We start from the raw sequence: 13,745 nt of genomic DNA, 5'->3' as shown, positions 1-13,745 counted from the left end.
GGTGCCCGCCATGGTACGCGGCAAAAAGGGGCCCGCGGCCCCTTGTTTACCTGGATTCCCGGCTTGTCAGACCGAGGCTGTGGCTTCACCCTCCGTGGAATTTGACCACCAGCGGCACGATGAGCAGCGCCACGATGTTGATGATCTTGATCAGCGGGTTGATGGCGGGGCCGGCCGTGTCCTTGTAGGGGTCGCCCACGGTGTCACCGGTCACTGCGGCCTTGTGGGCCTCGCTGCCCTTGCCGCCATGGTGGCCGTCCTCGATGTACTTCTTGGCGTTGTCCCATGCGCCGCCGCCCGTGCACATGCTGATGGCAACGAAGAGGCCGGTGACGATGGTGCCCATGAGCAAACCGCCCAGCGCCTTGGGCCCCAGCAGCAGGCCCACCACGATGGGCACCACCACAGGCAGCAGGCTGGGGATCACCATCTCCTTGATGGCGGCGGTGGTCAGCATGTCCACAGCCTTGCCGTATTCAGGCTTGGCGGTGCCTTCCATGATCCCGGGAATATCGCGGAACTGGCGGCGCACCTCCACCACCACGGCGCCGGCCGCGCGGCCCACGGCCTCCATCGCCATGGCGCCGAACAGGTAGGGGATCAACCCGCCGATGAACAGGCCGATGATGACCAACGGGTCGGACAGGTCAAACGTGATGGCCTTGCCGTAGCTCTCCAGCTTGTGTGTGTAGTCGGCAAACAGCACCAGCGCGGCCAGGCCCGCCGAGCCAATCGCATAGCCCTTGGTCACGGCCTTGGTGGTGTTGCCCACGGCGTCCAGCGGGTCGGTGATGTCGCGCACGCTGCTGGGCAGCTCGGCCATTTCGGCAATGCCGCCTGCGTTGTCGGTGATGGGACCATAGGCGTCCAGCGCCACCACGATGCCCGCCATGGACAGCATGGACATGGCCGCCACGGCAATGCCGTACAGCCCGGCGAGCTGGTAGGCCGACAGGATGGCCAGGCAGACAAAGATCACCGGCCAGGCGGTGGACCGCATGGACACGCCCAGTCCCGCAATGATGTTGGTGCCATGGCCCGTGGTCGATGCCTGCGCGATGTGCTGCACGGGCGAATACTGCGTACCGGTATAGAACTCGGTGATCCACACCAGAGCAGCCGTCAGCACCAGCCCGGTGGCGCATGCACCGAACAGCTTCATCTGGCTGCCGGTGGCGGTGATGGAGTTGTCCGGCATGATCCAGACGGTGACGAAGTAGAAGGCGACGAGCGACAGCGCACCCGCAATCGCCAGGCCCTTGTACAGCGCGGGCATCACATTCTTCATGCCGGGCGAGGCCTTGACGAAGAAGCAGCCAATGATGGATGCAATGATGGACACAGCCCCCAGCGCCAGCGGGTACACCACGGCGTTAACGGGCGCGGTGGCCACCAGCAGCGCGCCCAGCACCATGGTGGCGATCAGCGTCACCGCATAGGTCTCGAACAGGTCGGCCGCCATGCCGGCGCAGTCACCCACGTTGTCGCCCACGTTGTCGGCGATCACGGCGGGGTTGCGCGGGTCGTCTTCAGGAATGCCGGCCTCCACCTTGCCCACCAGATCGGCGCCCACGTCGGCGCCCTTGGTGAAGATGCCGCCGCCCAGGCGCGCAAAGATCGAGATCAGCGACGAGCCGAACGCAAAGCCGATCAGCGGGTTGAGCAGCGTGGCCAGGTTGGCCGTGGGCGTGAGGTTGCCATTGCCCGCCAGGAACCAGTAAAAGCCCGTGACGCCCAAGAGGCCCAGCCCCACCACCAGCATGCCGGTGATGGCCCCGCCGCGAAACGCCACGTCCAGCGCCGGGCCAATGCCGTGGGTGGCCGCCTGCGCGGTGCGCACGTTGGCGCGCACCGACACGTTCATGCCGATGAAGCCACAGGCCCCCGACAGAAAGGCGCCCAGCACGAAGCCAACGGCCGTCGTCATGTCCAGAAAGATGCCAATCAGGATGGCCAGCACCACGCCCACGATGGCGATGGTCTTGTACTGGCGGGCGAGGTAGGCCGCCGCGCCGGCCTGGATGGCGGCGGCGATCTCCTGCATGCGGGCGTTGCCCGGGTCTTTGGAAAGAATCCAGCCCCGGGCCCAGATGCCGTAGGCCACCGCGATGAGCCCACAGACGAGGGCCAGGATGAGAGGGGATGTCAGTGCTGAACTTGCAGCCATTCAATTCTCCTAGGGTTGTGTTGCACGGAGGGGGACCAACGCATCGGTGGCATCCCCGCTGCGTTGCTTCCTCGTGCTCCCCGTGCGTTGTGCGGTAGGAGTCGATTGGCCAACAGACCCAATTTACAGGCAAACGCTGGTTTGCAAGCGGGCAGAAAGGGGCATGCGCCTAAAATCAGGGTTAATCCCGACGGTTCGTTGCGCTGTGTCAGCGTCGGCCGCTTCGCGGGTTACCGTCAACAAACCACTCTCCAAAGACATGTCCCTCAACAACGTCCCCCCAGGTAAGAACGTCCCCGAAGCCTTCAACGTGGTCATCGAGATCCCGATGAACTCTGACCCGATCAAGTACGAAGTGGACAAGGAATCGGGCGCGATCTTCGTGGACCGTTTCATGACCACGGCCATGCACTACCCCACCAACTACGGCTACGTGCCGCAGACGCTGTCGGGCGACGGCGACCCGGTGGATGTGTTGGTGATCACCCCCTACGCGCTGCACCCCGGCGTGGTCGTGCCGTGCCGCCCGCTGGGCATCCTGATGATGGAAGACGAGGCCGGTGTGGATGGCAAGGTCATTGCCGTGCCCACCTCCAAAGTGCTGCCCATGTACGACCACTGGCAGAACATCGACGACGTGAATGCCATGCGCCGCAACGCCATCGCCCACTTCTTCGAGCACTACAAGGACCTGGAAAAGGGCAAGTGGGTCAAGGTGCTGGGCTGGGAAGGCATTGACGCCGCCAAGAAGGAAATCACGGACGGCATCGAGGCTTTCAAGAAGGCGAACGTCTGAAGCATACTTGGCATCAGATAGCCCCCGGAGCTTGTCGATAAAGCGGGAGTAGCTACAAATAGCATAGCTATTTAGCGCCCCAGACAAAGCATGCGCGCCACAAGCCCGCATGCTTTTTTTTGGCCGCGCAGTGTTGTTCTGTAGGGGGAAAGCCCACTTTTCAGCGCGGCAGGCACTGCTAGACTGCATTTGGTTACAAGTATGCGGTGCTGAGCAATACAGTTGGCATGCGTCGAAGTGCCTTTTGGGCAAACGCAATGTGAAGGGTGATCCATGAGAGTTTCCGATCTGCGCATCGGCGTCAAGCTGGGAGCGGGATTTTTGGCGGTGGTGCTGTTCACCACCTTGCTGGGCGTGATGGCGCTGGTGCAGATGTCCCGCATCCACCAGGGGGCGGACCAGATCGCCACCAACTTGCTGCCCAGCGTGGCGCAAACGGGGGAGCTGCGCGTGTTGCTCAACCGCATGCGGCGCTCCGAGGCGGGGGTGGTCACCTCGCGAAGCGTGGCGGAAGTCAAGGCGTTTTCCGAGCAGGTAACCCTGCGCCACAAGGACCTGGACAAGGTCGAGGCCGTGTACGAGACCCTCATCGACATGGACAAGGAGCGCGAGGTCTATACCGCCTACAAGCAGCGCAAGGCCGAGTACATCAAGCTCCAGGCCAAATTGCTGGAGATCGCCTCGGGCGTGGATTTCACCAACGCCGAGACGCTGGAACTCACCGGCGACGCTCTGGGCATGCTCTACGCGGGCGAGTCGGAAGCCGCTTTTGTCGCCGCGGCAGAAACACTGGGCGAACTGCAGAAGATCAATTCCGAGGCCGCGCTGCAAGCCAGCGCCGAAGGGCGTGAGGTATTCGCCACGGCGCGCCTGTGGCTGCTGGGCACCCTGGCGGTGTGTGTGGTGCTGGCGGCGTTGCTGGGCGTGGGCATTACGCGTACCGTCTCCCGGCCGGCCCACCATGCTGTGCGGGCGGCCCGCGCGATTGCTGAGGGCGACCTCACCACCGAGGTGCCGCCTGGCGGCAAGGATGAAATGGGCCAGTTGCTCACCGCGCTCGGTGACATGCGTGCCAACCTGGCGCACGTGGTGTCCGGCGTGCGCAGCAACGCCGAAGGCGTTGCATCGGCGAGCTCACAGATTGCCTCGGGCAACAACGACCTGTCGGCACGCACAGAACAGCAGGCCAGCGCGCTGGAAGAAACGGCCGCCTCGATGGAAGAACTGGGCTCCACAGTGCGCCAGAACGCCGACAACGCCCGGGCCGCCAACCAGCTGGCGGTGAGCGCCAGCACCGTGGCCGTGCAAGGCGGCGAAGTGGTGGCCGAAGTGGTCGAGACCATGAAAGGCATCAACGACAGCAGCAGAAAGATCGCCGACATCATCAGCGTGATCGACGGCATCGCCTTTCAGACCAACATCCTGGCCCTGAACGCCGCCGTGGAAGCCGCCCGGGCCGGAGAACAAGGCCGGGGCTTTGCGGTGGTGGCCGGTGAAGTGCGCAGCCTGGCAGGGCGCAGCGCAGAAGCCGCCAAGGAAATCAAAGCCCTCATCACCGCCAGCGTAGAGCGCGTGGAACAAGGCACGGCCCTCGTGGACAAGGCAGGGGCCACCATGACCGAAGTGGTCGCCTCCATCCGCAGAGTGACGGACATCATGGGAGAGATCAGCGCCGCCAGCAGCGAACAAAGCGCAGGAGTGGGTCAGGTGGGAGAAGCCGTCACGCAGATGGACCAGGCCACGCAGCAAAACGCAGCGTTGGTGGAAGAAATGGCAGCTGCCGCCAGCGCCCTGAACGCCCAGGCCGGCGAACTGGTCAACGCCGTGGCGGTATTCAAGCTCGACCCCAGCGCCATGCGCAGCGCGCCAGCGTCGGCACCCCGAGCGCCCATCGCTGCCCCGGCATTCACAGCCCAACGCAGTGCAGGCGCGACCAAAGGCGCCAGTAAGATTGGCAGTGCAAAGCCCGCCAAACCCCAGGCCAGCCTGGCAGCGCCCAAGGCCAGCGCAGCCACCCCTGCAGCCGCCCCTGCAGCCAGCACCCGGCCCCCGGTTGCCAGCGCGCCAGCGCCTGCAGCCGCCGCCAAGGGCGGCAACGACGACGAATGGGAGAGCTTCTGAGCGGGCATACCGCCCGCATGAGGGAGCGATGAGAAATATGGATAAAAACAGGCCCTGGCGCTTATCCATAAAGCGCGAGTAGCTATCAAAAGAAAAGCACGCTGGGGGGCATCCTCAGCGTGCTTTTTTGTTCTCTGCTTTCAATTTTCTGTGGGCTGACTGGCTCACAGCCCCGCCCAAGTCGCTTACCGATGGGGATCTGGATACACCAGGTGCAAGCCCGGAATCCGGGGGCGCTGAAAAGGCTGCCACACCACTTGCGGCCCATGCGGTTGTCCCAGGCGGTCGGCCACGGCCCACCAGGCGCTGGGGTTCAGGCCGATGCCAAAGTGGCTGGCCACCACTTCGATGTTTTCGGTGTGTGGGTTGTGCGCCGCCGGGGCCTGGATGCTGCCGCGCCAGGCCACCACGCCATCTGTGCGCGAGTAGATGCTGGTGGTGGGCACGGGGGGCGCTTCGGGCAGGTTGTAGCTCTCGGTTTCGCGCTCGATGTTGCGGCCGCTGGCGAACTGGTAGATGCGCCAGGCATTGGTCGAGGTGTGGTGCCCTGCGAATGGCGTGCCCAGCGTGATCACGCAGCGCACCAGGTCGGGCATCTCCTTGGCCAGCTCGCGGGCATAGACGCCGCCCAGGCTCCAGCCCACCAGGCTCACCTTGCCGCCACTGGCCTCGGCGGCCTCCTGCAGCTGGCGCTTGGCGGTTTCCAGCACGCCATCGCGGGGGCCCAGGTTCAGGCCCTGGCCCCAGCCCAGGGTGTCGTAGTTGCGCGAATCCAGGTAGCGGCGCAGCGGCACGGTGGTGGCGTCACCTGCCGTGAGGCCCGGAAACACGATCACCGTGTGGCCGTCGCCCAGCGGGGCGCGTTGCAGCACCGGCCAGGCGGGCAGCACCGCGCCAAACTCCCAGGGCGCCCGCAGCTCCAGCGCCAGCAGGGGCAGGCCCGGGGCGGGGATGTGGTTGGGATCGGTTTCTTTGTTGCTGAAAAGGGGCATCGGATCGTCAGTCAAAAGCGGGGGCGCACCGGCGGTAGGGCCGCTGTGGAAGGTAGCATTTTTTTGCCTGCGCACCGGGGCTGGGACTGGAGCTAGCTCTCCAATCCCAACCGGGCAGGCCGGGGCTACGACAGGGGGGCGCACTGAACCGACCGGATGCGGCGTTTTGTCAATAAATGCCCGGGCGAGTGCAGGGTGATCTGTGGCGCCCAGGCCGGAGTTGCTACGCCACGGCGAAATAGCACTGGTGACAAGGTGCGCTCACGGATAAGGTAGTGGCAGCCAAAAACCCCCCTTCGAACCACCACCAGTCCAGAGGAGAAGCAGGATGAACCAGTTGAAGATATCAACCCGACTCACTGTCGCCTTTGCCGTCATGGTGCTGCTGCTCATCGCGCTGGGGGCGGTCAGCCTGATCCAGTCTGCGAGCCAGCGCGCGGAGCTGAAGGACGTGATTGACGTTCGCATCCCCATCACTAAAGCGCTGGGCACGTTGACCGACCGGGTGAATGTGCAGGCCATCCAGGTGCGCAATCTGGCGATTTTCACGACCGAGGCCGTGACTAAGTCGTCCATGGACCAGATTGCCGCGTCGAGGGCGGAAGTGGACGCACAGTACAAAACCCTTGACGCGCTGATCGTCTCGGAAAAAGGCAAAGAAATTCTGGCGCGCATGCAACAGCGGCGCGCAGACTTTGCAAAGATTGGCGTGCAGTACCTCACCATGATCCAGCAAGGGCAGAAGGACGAAGCCACTAAGCTGCTGGAAGAGCAGTATCGCCCCGCGCAGCTTGCCTACCAGGCGGCTATTCAGGAGCAGGTTGAGTTTCAGGCCCAGACCACGGTCAAAGCAGGTGAGCGGGCCGAAGCTGCAGCTGTTGCGCTGCAACGGGATGTGTTGATCGCTGGCGTGCTCGCCATTGCGATTGCCGTCTTTCTCGCCATCACCATCATCCGCTCCATCACCCGCCCCCTGGCGCAGGCCGTGGAGGCTGCCGACCGTGTGGCCAGCGGCGATCTCAGTGGCCAGATCACCGTGAGTTCCAAGGACGAAACCGGCCACCTGCTGGGCGCCTTGCAGCGCATGCAGCAAAGTCTGGTGAACACCGTGGGCTCGGTGCGCCAGAACGCGGAAGGGGTTGCCTCGGCGAGCTCACAGATTGCCTCGGGCAACAACGACCTGTCGGCACGCACAGAACAGCAAGCCAGCGCGCTGGAAGAAACGGCCGCCTCGATGGAAGAACTGGGTTCCACCGTGCGCCAGAACGCCGACAACGCCCGGGCCGCCAACCAGCTGGCGGTGAGCGCCAGCACCGTGGCCGTGCAAGGCGGCGAGGTGGTGGCCGAAGTGGTCGAGACCATGAAAGGCATCAACGACAGCAGCAGAAAGATCGCCGACATCATCAGCGTGATCGACGGCATCGCCTTCCAGACCAACATCCTGGCCCTGAACGCCGCCGTGGAAGCCGCCCGGGCCGGAGAACAAGGCCGGGGCTTTGCGGTGGTGGCCGGTGAAGTGCGCAGCCTGGCAGGGCGCAGCGCAGAAGCCGCCAAGGAAATCAAAGCCCTCATCACCGCCAGCGTAGAGCGCGTGGAACAAGGCACGGCCCTCGTGGACAAGGCAGGGGCCACCATGACCGAAGTGGTCGCCTCCATCCGCAGAGTGACGGACATCATGGGAGAGATCAGCGCCGCCAGCAGCGAACAAAGCGCAGGAGTGGGTCAGGTGGGAGAAGCCGTCACGCAGATGGACCAGGCCACGCAGCAAAACGCAGCGTTGGTGGAAGAAATGGCAGCTGCCGCCAGCGCCCTGAACGCCCAGGCCGGCGAACTGGTCAACGCCGTGGCGGTATTCAAGCTCGACCCCAGCGCCATGCGCAGCGCGCCAGCGTCGGCACCCCGAGCGCCCATCGCTGCCCCGGCATTCACAGCCCAACGCAGTGCAGGCGCGACCAAAGGCGCCAGCAAGATTGGCAGTGCAAAGCCCGCCAAACCCCAGGCCAGCCTGGCAGCGCCCAAGGCCAGCGCAGCCACCCCTGCAGCCGCCCCTGCAGCCAGCACCCGGCCCCCGGTTGCCAGCGCGCCAGCGCCTGCAGCCGCCGCCAAGGGCGGCAACGACGACGAATGGGAGAGCTTCTGAGCGGGCATACCGCCCGCATGAGGGAGCGATAAGAAATATGGATGGCGGTTTCAACAACGAAGTGCGCCAGTACCCAGTGTAAGTGGGCTCACTTTGTAGCCATGGAACACCTCATGCGGAGTCTTCCAGCCCAAGCATCTGCGGGGTCGGTGGTTGAGCCGGTACACGGCTTGGAGCACCTGCTCTTCGCTGGCCGTGCCCAGATCGCTGCCCTTGGGGAAGTAGTGGCGTAGCAGCCCATTGTGGTTCTCGTTGAGCCCCCGCTGCCAGGGGCTGTGCGGATCGGCGAAGTACACCTTCGTCTTCAGGCGTCTATGCACCCACCTGTGCTCGGCGAATTCCTTGCCGTTGTCCAGCGTGAGGGTGTGGCGGTGCTTGGGATGGTGCCTGAGCATTTCGATGATGGCCTGGCCCACCGGCTCGGCCTGGCGCCGCTGCACATGCTGCGCCAGTGTGTAGCGCGAGCGTCGCTCGGTCAGGGTCACCAGCCCTGCCAGTCCACCCGCACCTGAGACGATGGTGTCCCCCTCCCAGTCACCCAGGCGCGCTCGCTTGTCCACAATGGCGGGGCGCTGTGCGATACCCACGCGATCGCGCAGTTGCCCCGCACCCGAATGTGCCTTGCGTCGGCGCTGGCCGCAACGCAGGCGCGGTGCAGCTTGTCCCATGCGGCGCAGCCGGTTGTAGATGCAGGTGTGGCTGATGCGCAGGCGCTTTTCCAGCCCCAGGCGGGCGGCGGCCTGCTGAGGTGACAGATCCAGCTGCAGATACGACAGCACCAACTCCCACTGGGCATCGTCAAAGCGCTGAGCGTTGGTCTGACCACTTTGGCGCGCAAGAGCCTGTTGATGGGCGCTGTGGGCTTGGTACGCCGTGCTGGCGCCGCTGTTGCGCCTGATCTCGCGGGCAATGGTGCTGCGGTGGCGCCCCAGGCGCAGGGCTGTCTGTGTGATCGACAGCCCCACGTCGCGAAGGCATTGGATTTGGTAACGTTCGCTTTGGCTCAAATGGGTGTAGTTCATGGTGCACTTGGGTTGACTGGCAGGTCACACAAGTCATCTTCACTTACTTGTCTGGGCCTACCTTTTGGCAACGTGCACTTCGTTGTTTAAACCGCCGATAAAAACAGGCCCTGGCGCTTATCCATAAAGCGCGAGTAGCTATCAAAAGTAAAGCACGCTGAGGGGCATCCTCAGCGTGCTTTTTGTTTTCGCCCCGGCTCAGACCCGTGTCGGTGCCGGACAGGTTGAGCTGCAGTCGCCGCTCTATAGATCTGTGTTGGCACACTCACCAAGGGGGGGGTACGCGCACCCTCGGCAGCCAGCGCAGTGGCCAGGCGGCCCACGCATTCCAGGGCGGGTTGCAGGCGGTCGTGTGCGGGGTGCCCGTAGTTGATGCGCACGCAGTGCGCAAAACGCCGGTCGGCCGAAAAGATCTGCCCTGGCGCCAGGCTGATGCCCTGCGCGAGTGCCTGGCGGTGCAGCGCCAGTGCATCAACCTGTGGTGGAAGCTCCGCCCACAAAAAGTAACCCCCTTCGGGCCGTGACACGCGCGTGCCCGTCGGGAAGTGCTGGGCCACCGCCGCCAGCGCAATCGCCTGCTGTTGTTCCAGGCTGCGGCGCAGCGCGCGCAGGTGCCGGTCGTAGCCGCCCTGGGCCAGGTATTCAGACAGCGCCTGCTGCGACGGCGTGGCGGCCGATAGGGTGGTCATGAGCTTGAGCCGCTGCACCGCCGTGGCAAAGCGGCCCGCCGCCACCCAGCCCACGCGGTAGCCGGGCGCCAGGCTTTTGCTGAACGAGCTGCAGTGCATGACCAGTCCTTCGCCATCAAACGCCTTGGCAGGCGGCGGGCGCTGGGGGCCGAAGTGCAGTTCGGCATAGACGTCGTCCTCGATCAGCGGGATCTGGTGGCGGGCGAGCAGTGCCACGAGTTCGCGTTTTTTGTCCTCCGGCATCAGGCTGCCCAGAGGGTTTTGAAAGCTGGGCATGAGCCAGCAGGCCTTGACGCGCTGGTGGGGTGGCTGGCGTTCCAGCGCCTCGGCCAGCGCGGCCAGGTCGATGCCGTCGCGCGGGTGGGTGGCGATTTCCAGCGCCTGCAGGTTCAGCCGCTCCAGGGCCTGCAGCGCGGCGTAAAAGGTGGGCGATTCGACCACCACCACGTCGCCCGGCTGGGTGACGGCCTCCAGGCAGAGGTTGAGCGCCTCCATCGCGCCGTTGGTGATGATGATTTCTTCCACATCCACCGCCATGCCGTGCAGGCCGTAGCGCAGTGCGATCTGCTGGCGCAGGCGTTCGTCACCCGGTGGCAGGCTTTGCACGATGTTCCACGGGTCGAGCTTGCGCATGCCGCTGGCGAGACACCGCGCCAGGCGGTCCAGCGGAAACAGCTCCAGCCCCGGAAAGGCCGAGCCCAGCGGTACCAGGTCGCGGTCACGGGCCAGGCCCAGCACCTCGAACACCAGGTCGCTGATCGCCACGCCGGTGGAGGTGGCGGCGGGCTGCGAGGGCAGGGGCTCGGCGGGGCGGGCCTCGGCCGTGCTGGGCAGCCGGGCGCTGACGTAGTAGCCCGAGCGCGGGCGGGCGTGGATGAGGCCCTGTGCCTCCAGCAGGTAATACGCCTCGAACACGGTGGACGGGCTGATGCCCCGCGTGCGGCTGGCCTCGCGCACCGAAGGCACGCGGTCGCCAGGCCGCAGCGCGCCGCTGTGGATGAGCTGCGCGATGGTGTCAGCGTGGCGTTCGTAGCGTTTCATGGGCAGGGCGGGGTTGATGTAAGGCAAACTGATCTGTATTTTTAATCGGAAACTGAATCTGTACTGTTTTTTGGCTTGCGCGTAGAGTTCTTGGCTTACTCTGAGCCTGTTCACCGCCTCCATCCCATGATTGATCGTCTGCGCCGCCTGCTGCGCCCCGTTGTTGCTGTGTTCTCCCTGTTTGCGGGCTTGGCTGCCGGGGTGGCGGCCCAGCAGTCCACACCTGTGCCTGTCACCACGGCAACCGCCACGACCATGGCCCCGCGCGTACTGGCCTGCACGGTGTGCCACGGCAAGGAGGGCCGGGCCACGCCAGACGGCTATTTCCCCCGCATTGCGGGCAAACCAGCGGGCTACCTGGCCAACCAGCTGCTCAACTTTCGGGACGGGCGGCGCAGCTACCCGCAGATGACTTACCTGATTGAGCACCAGACCGACGACTACCTGCGCGAGATGGCCGAGCACTTTGCGGCGCTGGACCTGCCGTACCCGCCACCGCCCGCACCACAAGCGCCTGCTGCTGTGCTGGAGCAAGGCCGCAAGCTGGTGCAAGTGGGCGATGTGGCCCGCAACATCCCCGCCTGCGTGGCCTGCCATGGCGCAGCCATGACGGGTGTGGCCCCGTCCATACCCGGCCTGCTAGGCCTGCCGCGCGACTACCTCAACAGCCAGCTGGGCGCCTGGAAGACCGGCCAGCGCCGCGCGCATCTGCCCGACTGCATGGCCGACATTGCCCGCCAGCTCACGCCCGATGATGTGAGTGCTGTCTCGGCCTGGTTGGCCGCCCAGCCCGTGGTGGCAGGGGGCAAGCCCGCCCGCACCTTGCCCGCTGCGATGCCCGCGCGCTGCGGTGGTGTGGCCGAAGTGCCCGTGGCCGCTGCGGCTGTACGTTGAGAAGGGATGCACCCATGAAACGCATCCTCTGGACAATATCTTCCGTTCTGGCCGCGTTGGGCATTGCGGCAGCACTGCTGATCAGCCTGAACTTGCGCGGCGAAGAGCCTCTGCCCGCTGGCGAGACGCTGCAGAGCACACCTGAATTGATTCAGCGCGGCGAGTACCTGGCCCGCGTGGGCAACTGCATGGCCTGCCACACCACGCAGGGCGGTGCACCGTTTGCGGGCGGGCGCGGCATCGAGACGCCGTTTGGCGTGGTGCACAGCTCCAACCTCACGCCCGACAAGGCGCATGGCATTGGCAGCTGGACCTCGGCGGAGTTCTGGCGCGCCATGCACCACGGCCGCAGCAAGGACGGGCGGCTGTTGTATCCGGCCTTTCCGTACCCCAACTACACGCAGGTGACGCGCGAGGATTCGGACGCCATCTTTGCCTACCTGCACAGCCTGCCCGCCGCCGCTGAGGCCAACCGCGACCACGCGCTGCGTTTTCCGTACAATACGCAGGCGGCGCTGGGTGTTTGGCGGGCGCTGTTCTTCACGCCCGGGGCGCCTCAACCCGAACCCACGCAGTCGGCTGAATACAACCGAGGTGCTTACCTAGTCAACGGCCTGGGCCATTGCACCGCCTGCCATACGCCGCGCAACGCATTGGGCGCCACCACCGACGCCAAGGCCTTTACCGGCGGGCTGATCCCGGTGCAGAACTGGTATGCCCCTGCGCTCAATGCTGCGCATGAGGCGGGTGTCAAAGAATGGAAAACCGAAGACGTGATGGCCTTGCTGAAAACCGGCGTGGCCCCGCAGGGCTCGGTGCTGGGCCCCATGGCCGAAGTGGTGTTCCGCAGCACCCAGTACCTCACCGATGCCGATGCGCGCGCTATGGCCATGTACCTGCAGGCCCTGCCGCAACAAGATCGCAAGACGCCAGTCACGGCAGCCGCGCCCCCGGCCAGCGCGATGGCGCGTGGCGGCAAGGTCTACGAACAACACTGCGCCCAATGCCATGGCGACCAAGGCCAGGGCGAGCCCGGCGCCTTCCCGGCGCTGGCGGGCAACCGCGCCATCACGCTGGGCGACCCGACCAACTTGGTGCGTGTGGTGCTGCAGGGTGGCTACCTGCCTGCCACGGCGGGCAACCCGCGCCCGCATGGCATGCCGCCGTTCCAGCAGTTTCTGTCCGACGAGGACGTGGCGGCGGTGACTACCTTTGTGCGCAACAGCTGGGGCAACCAGGCGCCGGGTGTGGGTACCATCGAGGTTTACCGCGCCCGCGAACGGCGTGGTTTGTAGCGGGGCCTGGTGTAGTTGGCCCCTGCCACGCCAGCCCCAGGAGCCCGTTTGATGTCCAGCCCCGCCGCACTGCCCCCGTCCTCCCCGCCAAGCCCGGCGGCCGCCGCGCCCGGTGGCTGGTGGGCCGTGTGCCTGTGCGCAGCGTGGTGCGGCACCTGTGGCATCTACCGCCCCCTGTTCAACGAATTGGCCCGCGCGCATCCGGAGATGCGTTTTGAATGGGTGGACATTGAAGACGAGTCCGATCTGGCTGGCGACCTGGACGTGGAAACCTTTCCCACCCTGCTGATTGCCGACGGCCAGCGCGCGCTGTTCCTGGGGCCGCTGCTGCCCCAGGCGCCCGTGCTGGCGCGGCTGCTGGCCAGCCTACAGGCCGCTCCCGGCAGCGCAGGGGCGGGCGGCGAGGCTCAGGGCGTTTTTGAGCGTGTGCGCGCCGCGCGCAGCCAGTAAGAGTGGCGTTCTGAATACTCACTCAATGCTCACTTTTTAATAGCTTCTAGCGCTTGATGGTAAAGCGCTAGCACCATTTTTTACATTAATTTGTGTCATCCTCCGCTGCTCCGTCCTTTTCTATCAGCTCGCTGCAGG

10 protein-coding genes are annotated in these 13,745 nt (G+C 65.2%); 6 read left to right on the top strand and 4 right to left on the bottom strand.

Translation table 11 applies throughout. The features are described 5' to 3' along the window. Nucleotides 1–85 precede the first annotated feature (85 nt). Nucleotides 86–2,167, bottom strand: coding sequence for a sodium-translocating pyrophosphatase (locus tag EXV95_RS07285; RefSeq protein WP_121420493.1), 2,082 nt, complete (start codon nucleotides 2,165–2,167; stop codon nucleotides 86–88). Between the two features lie 259 nt (nucleotides 2,168–2,426). On the opposite strand from EXV95_RS07285, the gene ppa reads away from it, so the two are divergent. Beyond that, nucleotides 2,427–2,963, top strand: coding sequence for an inorganic diphosphatase (ppa, locus tag EXV95_RS07280; protein WP_176886353.1), 537 nt, complete (start codon nucleotides 2,427–2,429; stop codon nucleotides 2,961–2,963). A 273-nt stretch (nucleotides 2,964–3,236) separates the two neighbouring features. Then, nucleotides 3,237–5,084: a methyl-accepting chemotaxis protein gene (locus EXV95_RS07275; protein ID WP_176886352.1), complete on the top strand. Its 1,848-nt coding sequence runs from the start codon at nucleotides 3,237–3,239 to the stop codon at nucleotides 5,082–5,084. 185 nt (nucleotides 5,085–5,269) lie between these two features. Here the strand turns inward: EXV95_RS07275 and EXV95_RS07270 are convergent, their stop codons facing one another. Beyond that, nucleotides 5,270–6,076 carry a triacylglycerol lipase gene (locus EXV95_RS07270; protein ID WP_176886351.1) on the bottom strand — a complete coding sequence of 269 codons (807 nt, stop codon included), beginning with the start codon at nucleotides 6,074–6,076 and terminating at the stop codon, nucleotides 5,270–5,272. Between the two features lie 328 nt (nucleotides 6,077–6,404). Between EXV95_RS07270 and EXV95_RS07265 the strand changes: the two genes are divergently transcribed. Beyond that, on the top strand, nucleotides 6,405–8,216 hold the full coding sequence (locus EXV95_RS07265; protein ID WP_176886350.1) for a methyl-accepting chemotaxis protein: 1,812 nt from the start codon (nucleotides 6,405–6,407) through the stop codon (nucleotides 8,214–8,216). 50 nt (nucleotides 8,217–8,266) lie between these two features. Here the strand turns inward: EXV95_RS07265 and EXV95_RS07260 are convergent, their stop codons facing one another. Both EXV95_RS07260 and EXV95_RS07255 read right to left on the bottom strand, forming a co-directional pair. Further along, nucleotides 8,267–9,238 (bottom strand): IS30 family transposase, encoded by a 972-nt coding sequence (locus EXV95_RS07260; RefSeq protein WP_176885716.1) that lies wholly within the window; start codon nucleotides 9,236–9,238, stop codon nucleotides 8,267–8,269. Between the two features lie 170 nt (nucleotides 9,239–9,408). After that, nucleotides 9,409–10,968: a PLP-dependent aminotransferase family protein gene (locus tag EXV95_RS07255; RefSeq protein ID WP_255484945.1), complete on the bottom strand. Its 1,560-nt coding sequence runs from the start codon at nucleotides 10,966–10,968 to the stop codon at nucleotides 9,409–9,411. Between the two features lie 126 nt (nucleotides 10,969–11,094). Here EXV95_RS07255 and EXV95_RS07250 point away from each other — a divergent pair, with 126 nt between their 5' ends. The 3 genes from EXV95_RS07250 to EXV95_RS07240 are packed head-to-tail and all read left to right on the top strand — an operon-like array spanning nucleotide 11,095 to nucleotide 13,607. Then, the gene (locus EXV95_RS07250; protein WP_176886349.1) at nucleotides 11,095–11,862 is read left to right on the top strand and encodes a c-type cytochrome; all 768 of its coding nucleotides are present in this window, start codon (nucleotides 11,095–11,097) and stop codon (nucleotides 11,860–11,862) included. Nucleotides 11,863–11,876: 14 nt separating this feature from the next. After that, a complete protein-coding gene (locus EXV95_RS07245) occupies nucleotides 11,877–13,157 on the top strand; it encodes a cytochrome c (RefSeq protein ID WP_176886348.1) in 1,281 nt (426 codons plus the stop codon). A 51-nt stretch (nucleotides 13,158–13,208) separates the two neighbouring features. Continuing rightward, nucleotides 13,209–13,607, top strand: coding sequence for a thioredoxin family protein (locus EXV95_RS07240; RefSeq protein WP_176886347.1), 399 nt, complete (start codon nucleotides 13,209–13,211; stop codon nucleotides 13,605–13,607). Nucleotides 13,608–13,745: the final 138 nt, after the last annotated feature.

The organism is Acidovorax sp. JMULE5 (assembly GCF_013376875.1).
Lineage (GTDB): Bacteria > Pseudomonadota > Gammaproteobacteria > Burkholderiales > Burkholderiaceae_C > Acidovorax > Acidovorax facilis.
The sequence above is the reverse complement of the archived record's forward strand: the minus strand, read 5'-3'. Positions and strand labels throughout refer to the sequence as shown.

What these genes read in the sequence shown, in the direction of transcription:
- EXV95_RS07285 (WP_121420493.1), bottom strand. Translation starts at nt 2,167, where the DNA reads ATGGCTGCAAGTTCAGCACTGACATCCCCTCTCATCCTGGCCCTCGTC.
- EXV95_RS07270 (WP_176886351.1), bottom strand. Translation starts at nt 6,076, where the DNA reads ATGCCCCTTTTCAGCAACAAAGAAACCGATCCCAACCACATCCCCGCC.
- EXV95_RS07265 (WP_176886350.1), top strand. Translation starts at nt 6,405, where the DNA reads ATGAACCAGTTGAAGATATCAACCCGACTCACTGTCGCCTTTGCCGTC.
- ppa (WP_176886353.1), top strand. Translation starts at nt 2,427, where the DNA reads ATGTCCCTCAACAACGTCCCCCCAGGTAAGAACGTCCCCGAAGCCTTC.
- EXV95_RS07240 (WP_176886347.1), top strand. Translation starts at nt 13,209, where the DNA reads ATGTCCAGCCCCGCCGCACTGCCCCCGTCCTCCCCGCCAAGCCCGGCG.
- EXV95_RS07260 (WP_176885716.1), bottom strand. Translation starts at nt 9,238, where the DNA reads ATGAACTACACCCATTTGAGCCAAAGCGAACGTTACCAAATCCAATGC.
- EXV95_RS07245 (WP_176886348.1), top strand. Translation starts at nt 11,877, where the DNA reads ATGAAACGCATCCTCTGGACAATATCTTCCGTTCTGGCCGCGTTGGGC.
- EXV95_RS07250 (WP_176886349.1), top strand. Translation starts at nt 11,095, where the DNA reads ATGATTGATCGTCTGCGCCGCCTGCTGCGCCCCGTTGTTGCTGTGTTC.
- EXV95_RS07275 (WP_176886352.1), top strand. Translation starts at nt 3,237, where the DNA reads ATGAGAGTTTCCGATCTGCGCATCGGCGTCAAGCTGGGAGCGGGATTT.
- EXV95_RS07255 (WP_255484945.1), bottom strand. Translation starts at nt 10,968, where the DNA reads ATGAAACGCTACGAACGCCACGCTGACACCATCGCGCAGCTCATCCAC.